The following is a 6,807-nucleotide window of genomic DNA, read 5'->3' as shown; positions in this document are numbered from 1 at the left end:
GGGGGGGGGGGGGGGGGGGGGGGGCGGGGGGGGGGTTGCCAGGGGGGGGGGGGGGGGGAGGGGGGGGGGGGGGGGTGGAAAGCGAGACCCCCCGCCCCTCTCGTCCTGCCGTCAGCCCACGTTGAGCCCCGCGAGCTCCCCGAGCGGCAGCGTGTGCTGGGTCTGGAGGACCTTCGCGCGCAGGTAGCGGACGTTGTCCGGGGTGGCGAAGACGCCGGTGGGGACGCGGCCCTGGACCTCGACGCCGAGGGCGCGGAGCTGCTCCGCCTTGTCGGGGTTGTTGGAGAGCAGGTCCAGTCCGCCGATGCCGAGGGCGGCGAGCATCTGGGCGGCCGCCGTGTAGTCGCGGGCGTCCTCGGGCAGGCCCAGGGCGGCGTTCGCGGCGTAGGTGTCGAGGCCCTGGTCCTGGAGGGCGTACGCGTCCAGCTTGTTGTAGAGCCCGATGCCGCGGCCCTCCTGGCGCAGGTACAGCAGCACGCCGCCGCGCTCGGCGATGCGCTCGACGGCCTCGCGCAGCTGGGGGCCGCAGTCGCACCGGGCCGAGCCGAAGACATCGCCGGTCAGGCACTCGGAGTGCAGCCGGACCAGCGGGGTGGTGCCGGGGGCCGGGTCGCCGAGGACGACGGCCACGTGCTCCAGGCCGTCGGCCAGACCGTGGAAGGTGACCAGCTCGGCGTCGGCGCGGTAGCCGTCCTGGAAGCGCAGCGGGACCCGGACACGGGCGCGCTGGGTGGCGGCGGTGAAGTCGGGCATGCGGGTTCTCCGGGTTCCGTACGTGGGTCTCTGCTTCAGATTTGAAGCAGCTCCTCGAAACAGGACCCTATCCCATGCTTTAAATTTGAAGCAATAACGGCGCTGTGGCGTGCGTCACGAACAGGGCTTGCCGGAGCGCCGCCGCCAGGGCACGTCCTCCGCGGTGGCGTGCACGTCGTCGCCCTGGAAGCCCTCGGCGACCTTCGTGAAGATCTCCTCCAGCTGCCCGACCTGCTCCGGGGTCAGCCGGTCGAAGAGCAGCGCCCGTACGGTCTCGACGTGCCCCGGCGCCGTACGCTCCAGGACGCGCATCCCTTCCTCGGTGAGGGTCGCGATGCTGCCGCGCTTGTCCCGGCGGCAGTCCTCGCGCCGCACCAGCCCGTCCTTCTCCAGCCGCGTCACGGCGTACGTCAGCCGACTGCGGGTGATCTTCAGCCTCTCCGCGAGATCGGTCATCCGCAGCTTGCGCTCCGGAGCCTCGGACAGGGTGGCGAGGATGGAGTAATACAGATGGGGCATGCCGGCTTCCTGCTGGAGCTGCCGGTCCAGCGCGTCCTCCACCAGGGCGGCGGAGGCGATGTAGGCGCGCCAGGCGCGCTGCTCCTCGGGGGAGAGCCAGCGAGTCGTCATGCGACCAGTGTAAGTTTGTTTCAAACTTGAACCAAGCGGAGCGTGCCGATGCCGTCGTACCCCTACGTCCTGCTGTCCGCCGCGGTCTCCCTGGACGGCTACCTCGACGACGCCACCCCCGAGCGCCTGCTCCTCTCCAGCCCGGCCGACTTCGACCGCGTCGACGAGGTACGGGCGTCCGTGGACGCCATCCTGATCGGCGCCGGCACGATCCGCGCGGACAACCCGCGCCTGCTGGTGAACTCGGCCGAGCGGCGGGCCGCGCGGGCGGCGGCGGGCAGGCCGGAGTATCCGCTGAAGGTCACGGTCAGCGCGTCCGGCGAGCTGGACCCGACGGCGAACTTCTGGCACACGGGCGGCGAGAAGATCGTCTATACGACGGAGAAGGGCGCGGAGCGGCTGCGGCGGGAGCCGGTCGCGGCGGACGTGGTCGCGCTGGGCCCGGACCTGGACTGGCGGGACCTGCTGCGGCACCTGCGCGAGGTGCTCGGGGTCGAGCGGCTGATGGTCGAGGGGGGCGGCACGATCCACACGCAGCTGCTGCAGCAGGGGCTGGCGGACGAGGTGCAGCTGGTGCTGGCACCGCTGTTCGTGGGGGACCCGCAGGCGCCCCGGCTGTTCGGCCCGGGCGGGTATCAGGAGGGCCGACTGCGGCTGCTGGAGACGCGGCGGATCGAGGACGTCGTGCTGATGCGCTACGAGCCGACCGCACCCGGTGCCGGCCTCCTGGCCTCCGCCGCCGACCGGAGGTGGCTGGCGCTGGCGTGCGAGCTGGCCGCCGAGTGCCCGCCGTCGGGGACGGCCTTCAGCGTAGGGGCGGTCGTCGTGGCGGCCGACGGGACCGAGCTGGCGCGGGGGTACTCCAGGGAAGAGGGCGACCCCGCGGTCCATGCCGAGGAGGCGGCGCTGGCGAAGATCGCGGCCGGGGACCCCCGTGTGACGTCCGCCACGGTGTACACGAGCCTGGAGCCCTGCACGCGTCGGGCGTCCCGCCCGGTGCCGTGTGCGCGGTTGATCCTGGAGGCGGGGGTGCGGCGGGTGGTGACGGCCTGGCGGGAGCCGGACACGTTCGTGGCAGGGGCCGACGGAAGCGGGCTGCTGGCCGGGGAAGGGGTGGATGTGGTGGTCCTGCCCGAGTACGAGAGGCGGGCCATGGCCCCGAACAGCCACCTTGTCGCCACGCCGCCGGGGCCCTGAACCGGCCTCGAAAGCGTCGGTCGAGGTGGCCCCGGTACACGCGTGTGCTTTCTGCCCCGCGGATGGCGTACTATTGAGTCATCGCCGCGGGGTGGAGCAGCTCGGTAGCTCGCTGGGCTCATAACCCAGAGGTCGCAGGTTCAAATCCTGTCCCCGCTACTGATGGCCCAGGGCCGGAACTGATTCAGTTCCGGCCCTGAGTCGTTTCCTGCCGGGTTTCCCACTCGGATTCCCGGGATTTCCGCGCGATTTCCCGCCCGGGGACCCAGCCCCCCATTCGACTCCTCACCGGCCGCGCGCTCGTCCGGTCGGCCGTCACCACTCGCCCACCGCCCCCGCTTCGGCAACCCTGGTGAGGTGGAGCAACGGCGGATCTCGTACGCGCGCCGGTTCGTCCGGCTGCTCCCCGCCCTGCTGATCGCGGCCGGAGGCATGTACGACTACGTCACACCCACGGACTTCACCGGCGCCCCCTTCTTCACCGCCGCCCCCCTGGTCGCCGCCCCGCTCTACTCGCAGCGCGGCACCGTGCTCACGGGCATCGTGGCGGTCGGCACCCTGCTCGTGCTCCGCGGCCTGCCCGGCGACCTTCCCCGGGCCGAGGTGACCACTGAGCTGGTCACCGTGGTCACCGTCTCCGTCCTCGCCGTCCTCATCAACCTCCTCGTCCGCCGCGGCGACGAGCGCCTTGCCTCCGCCCGCGAGATCGCCGAGGCCGCCCAGCGCGCCGTACTCCCCGACCCCGCCGAGCGGATCGGCGGGTTCCAGATCGCGGCACGGTACGAGGCGGCGCAGGAAGGGGCCTTCATCGGCGGTGACCTGTACGCGGTGCAGGACAGCCCGCACGGCGTACGGATCGTCGTGGGGGACGTGCGCGGCAAGGGCATGGGAGCGGTCGGGGTGGTCGCCGTCGTCATCGGGGCCTTCCGGGAGGCCGCCGAGCAGGAGACCGCGCTGGAGGCGGTCGCGCAGCGCCTGGAGCGGGCGCTGGCACGGGAGCGCACGCGACGCGAGGGGATCGAGGCCTCCGAGGGGTTCACCACCGCCGTCCTCGCCGAGCTGGCGCACGGCGACGGGACCGTGCGCCTCGTCAACCGCGGCCATCCCCCGCCCCTGCTGCTGTACGCCGACGGCGAGGTGCGCGCGCTGCCCGCTCCGGAGCCCGCGCTGCCCCTGGGCATGGGTGAGCTCGGGACCTGGCCGGACCGGGCCCAGGAGGCCGACTTCCCGGGCGGGGCGACGCTGCTCCTCCACACCGACGGCCTGTCCGAGGCCCGGGACGCCACCGGGCGGTTCTACGACCCCGAGGCGGGGCTCGCGGGACGGGCCAACGCCCGGCGCGAGCCGACCGAGCTGCTCGGTGTGCTCGCGGCGGAGGTGCGCCGCCACTCCGGGGGCGGCATGGCGGACGACATGGCCCTCATCGCCGTACGACGGACCAGATGAAGATCTTGTGGAGAGCAGACCCTGATCGCCGTCACCAAGGGTGATCAGACGAGTGCCCTCCGCATAACAACTGACATACCGTCAATACCTGTGTGACCCCTGAGCCTTGGTCAACTCGCCCGATTTAGGCCGCTCATGACCTGTAAGTCCAGGCGAGAATCGTTAATGATCAAGCGGAACAGCTTGGAATCCGCACCCCGCGTCTATTAACGTTCGATAACGCAGCGCGGTCGTCCCAGCCGTCACAAGAGTCGGCTCCGTGCGCACGCGCCGAATCCCGCAAGGGAACCGGGGAACCACCACCTTGGGGTGAATCGCACGGATACCACCGGGAACTCACGGTTGGTATACGCGCGTAGGAGACCTTCCTGCTCCGAACCCGTCAGCTAACCCGGTAGGCGAGAAGGAAGGAAAGGAGTACGCCCACGTGGCGTCCAACCCGCCTGCCCCGCAAGCCCCGTTCGTGCCGAGTCAACGCGGTAGCGAAACCTTCGGCTACGACCGTCACCGCACCGACGAGGGCCCGTTCGAGGAGTGGAACCCCACCGCGGATTCCCTCCGTCCCGTACGCGGCAGGCATCGCGTCTCCAAGCAGCGTGGCGGGGGACTCGCCCGCAGCTCCACGGTTCTCGGCGTCGGAGTCATAGCCGCCGTCGGCGCGGGCGGTATGGCCAGCGCGAACAGCGGCAAGCCGCCGGTCGCCATCACCATGCCGGACCTGCCCCTGATCTCCGACGACGACGCCGCGCCCGCCGAGGACACCGGCACCGCGCTGAGCACCATGGGCACGGCCGTCGAAGAGACCACCCAGGGCACCACCGACGCCGGCGAGGCGCTGCGCAGCCGCATCATGGCGCAGGCCGAGCAGCAGCAGGACCAGATCGAGAGCAAGGCCGCCGCGGCCGCTGTCGTCGCCGCCGAGAAGGAGGCCGCCGCCGCGGCCGCCAAGGCGGAGGAGGAGGCCAAGGCCAAGGCCGCCGCCGCGAAGGCCAAGGCCGAGGAAGAAGCCCGCAAGAAGGCCGAGGCCGAGCGCCTGGCCGAGCTGGCCAAGCAGTTCACGCTGCCGACCTCCTCGTACACGATCACCTCGACCTTCGGTCAGGCCGGCGCCTACTGGTCCTCCGGCTACCACACGGGCCTGGACTTCGCCGCCCCCTCCGGCACGCTGATCAAGGCCGTGCACAGCGGCACGATCACGTTCGCCGGCTGGGACGGGTCGTACGGCTACAAGACGGAGCTCACCCTCGACGACGGCACCGAGATCTGGTTCGCGCACCAGTCGTCGATCAGCGTGAGCGTGGGCCAGAAGGTCAATACGGGCGACGTCATCGGCCGCGTGGGCGCCACGGGCAACGTGACCGGTGCCCACCTGCACCTCGAAGTGCACCCCGGCGGCAGCGCGAGCGGCATCGACCCGATGGCGTGGCTGCGCGGCAAGGGGCTCACGCCCTGAGGCGTCCGAGAAACACCCGCTTCTGATCCCCGGCTGTTCCGGATCTCCGGCGGTCCTGACGACAACCCCCCGACGTCAGGGCTGCCGGCTCCGGAGCGCCGGGGTCCGCTTGTTTACGGGAACTTTGCGGCTGATCCGGAAGAGTGGACTCCGCCAAGGGCGTTGATGTCGAACATGACTTCCCTACGCAAGCTCGGCACCTCCGACCTGGAGGTCTTCCCGCTCTCCCTCGGCGGCAACGTCTTCGGCTGGACGGCGGACGAGACCCAGTCCTTCGCCGTCCTGGACGCCTACGCGGCGGCGGGCGGCAACTTCATCGACACGGCCGACTCGTACTCGGCGTGGGCCGAGGGCAACGCGGGCGGCGAGTCCGAGACCATCATCGGCAACTGGCTGAAGGCCCGCGGCAACCGCGCGGATGTCGTGATCGCCACGAAGGCCAGCCAGCACCCCGACTTCCAGGGACTCACCGCGGCCAACATCAAGGCGGCCGCCGACGCCTCCCTGCGCCGCCTGGGCACCGACCACATCGACCTCTACTACACCCACTTCGACAAGCCGGACGTGCCGGTCGAGGAGATCATCGGCGCGCTGGACGAGCTGGTGAAGGCCGGCAAGGTACGGCACATCGCCGCGTCCAACATCTCGGCGGAGCGCCTGGCGGCCTCCCTCGCCTTCTCCGACCGCGAGGGTGTGGCCCGGTACGTCGCCCTCCAGCCCCACTACAACCTGGTCTCCCGCGACACCTACGAGGGCGACCTCCAGAACCTCGCCGAGCGCGAGGGCCTTGCGGCGGTCCCGTACTTCGCCCTGGCGTCCGGCTTCCTCACGGGCAAGTACCGCACCGGTACGACGGTGCGCAGCCGGCGTGCCGAGGGTGCCGCCAAGCACACGGAGACGGAACGGGGCCGGAAGGTCCTCGCCGCCCTGGACGAGATCGCCGCCGCCCACGAGGCGCCGGTGGCCACGGTCGCCCTGTCCTGGCTGGCGTCCCAGCCGACGGTCACGGCCCCGATCGCCTCGGCCCGGACTGTCGAGCAGCTGGCGGCGCTGGTGGGGGTGGACGAGCTGATGCTGACGGAGGAGGAAACGGAGAGCCTCACACAGGCGTCGTCCTGAACCCCTCCAGCCCGTCCGGCGTTTGAGGACGAGGCATTTGCCATCCCGAGCCCCACCCACCCGCAGGGGGCCTGGCGCTGGTCCGTCTTCCAGCCCGTCCGGCGTTTGAGGACGAGGCCGCAGGCCGAAGCGGGGGTCCAGGGGGCGGCGCCCCTTGGCGGGGTGGAAGGGGCGGAGCCCCTTCAGGGATGGGACGGGTAGGGGCGGCG

Annotated in this window: 6 protein-coding genes, 1 tRNA gene and 1 riboswitch; of the genes, 5 read left to right on the top strand and 2 right to left on the bottom strand. The window is 71.5% G+C overall.

Annotated features, from left to right (window positions below):
- Positions 1 to 111 precede the first annotated feature (111 nt).
- Both ribA and ACFU95_RS46665 read right to left on the bottom strand, forming a co-directional pair.
- On the bottom strand, positions 112 to 753 hold the full coding sequence (gene ribA, locus ACFU95_RS46670; protein ID WP_383842505.1) for a GTP cyclohydrolase II: 642 nt from the start codon (positions 751 to 753) through the stop codon (positions 112 to 114).
- A gap of 114 nt (positions 754 to 867) precedes the next feature.
- Positions 868 to 1,383, bottom strand: coding sequence for a MarR family winged helix-turn-helix transcriptional regulator (locus ACFU95_RS46665; protein ID WP_383842502.1), 516 nt, complete (start codon positions 1,381 to 1,383; stop codon positions 868 to 870).
- A gap of 48 nt (positions 1,384 to 1,431) precedes the next feature.
- Here ACFU95_RS46665 and ACFU95_RS46660 point away from each other — a divergent pair, with 48 nt between their 5' ends.
- The 5 genes from ACFU95_RS46660 (at position 1,432) to ACFU95_RS46640 (ending at position 6,598) form a co-directional block, all read left to right on the top strand.
- A complete protein-coding gene (locus ACFU95_RS46660) occupies positions 1,432 to 2,580 on the top strand; it encodes a dihydrofolate reductase family protein (RefSeq protein WP_383842499.1) in 1,149 nt (382 codons plus the stop codon).
- A gap of 85 nt (positions 2,581 to 2,665) precedes the next feature.
- Positions 2,666 to 2,739: transfer RNA gene (locus ACFU95_RS46655), tRNA-Met, on the top strand.
- 198 nt (positions 2,740 to 2,937) lie between these two features.
- Positions 2,938 to 4,026: a PP2C family protein-serine/threonine phosphatase gene (locus tag ACFU95_RS46650; protein ID WP_383842496.1), complete on the top strand. Its 1,089-nt coding sequence runs from the start codon at positions 2,938 to 2,940 to the stop codon at positions 4,024 to 4,026.
- 258 nt (positions 4,027 to 4,284) lie between these two features.
- Positions 4,285 to 4,442: riboswitch (cyclic di-AMP (ydaO/yuaA leader) on the top strand.
- An 11-nt stretch (positions 4,443 to 4,453) separates the two neighbouring features.
- Positions 4,454 to 5,479 carry a M23 family metallopeptidase gene (locus ACFU95_RS46645; protein WP_383842493.1) on the top strand — a complete coding sequence of 342 codons (1,026 nt, stop codon included), beginning with the start codon at positions 4,454 to 4,456 and terminating at the stop codon, positions 5,477 to 5,479.
- 174 nt (positions 5,480 to 5,653) lie between these two features.
- On the top strand, positions 5,654 to 6,598 hold the full coding sequence (locus ACFU95_RS46640; RefSeq protein ID WP_383842490.1) for an aldo/keto reductase: 945 nt from the start codon (positions 5,654 to 5,656) through the stop codon (positions 6,596 to 6,598).
- Positions 6,599 to 6,807 lie beyond the last annotated feature (209 nt).

The organism is Streptomyces sp. NPDC057623 (assembly GCF_042800355.1).
Lineage (GTDB): Bacteria > Actinomycetota > Actinomycetes > Streptomycetales > Streptomycetaceae > Streptomyces.
Note: the sequence above shows the minus strand (reverse complement) of the source record. Positions and strands in the feature narration are given on the sequence as shown.

Excerpts from the sequence above, each read along its gene's own strand:
- ACFU95_RS46640 (WP_383842490.1), top strand. The coding sequence starts at position 5,654 with ATGACTTCCCTACGCAAGCTCGGCACCTCCGACCTGGAGGTCTTCCCG.
- ACFU95_RS46665 (WP_383842502.1), bottom strand. The coding sequence starts at position 1,383 with ATGACGACTCGCTGGCTCTCCCCCGAGGAGCAGCGCGCCTGGCGCGCC.
- ribA (WP_383842505.1), bottom strand. The coding sequence starts at position 753 with ATGCCCGACTTCACCGCCGCCACCCAGCGCGCCCGTGTCCGGGTCCCG.
- ACFU95_RS46660 (WP_383842499.1), top strand. The coding sequence starts at position 1,432 with ATGCCGTCGTACCCCTACGTCCTGCTGTCCGCCGCGGTCTCCCTGGAC.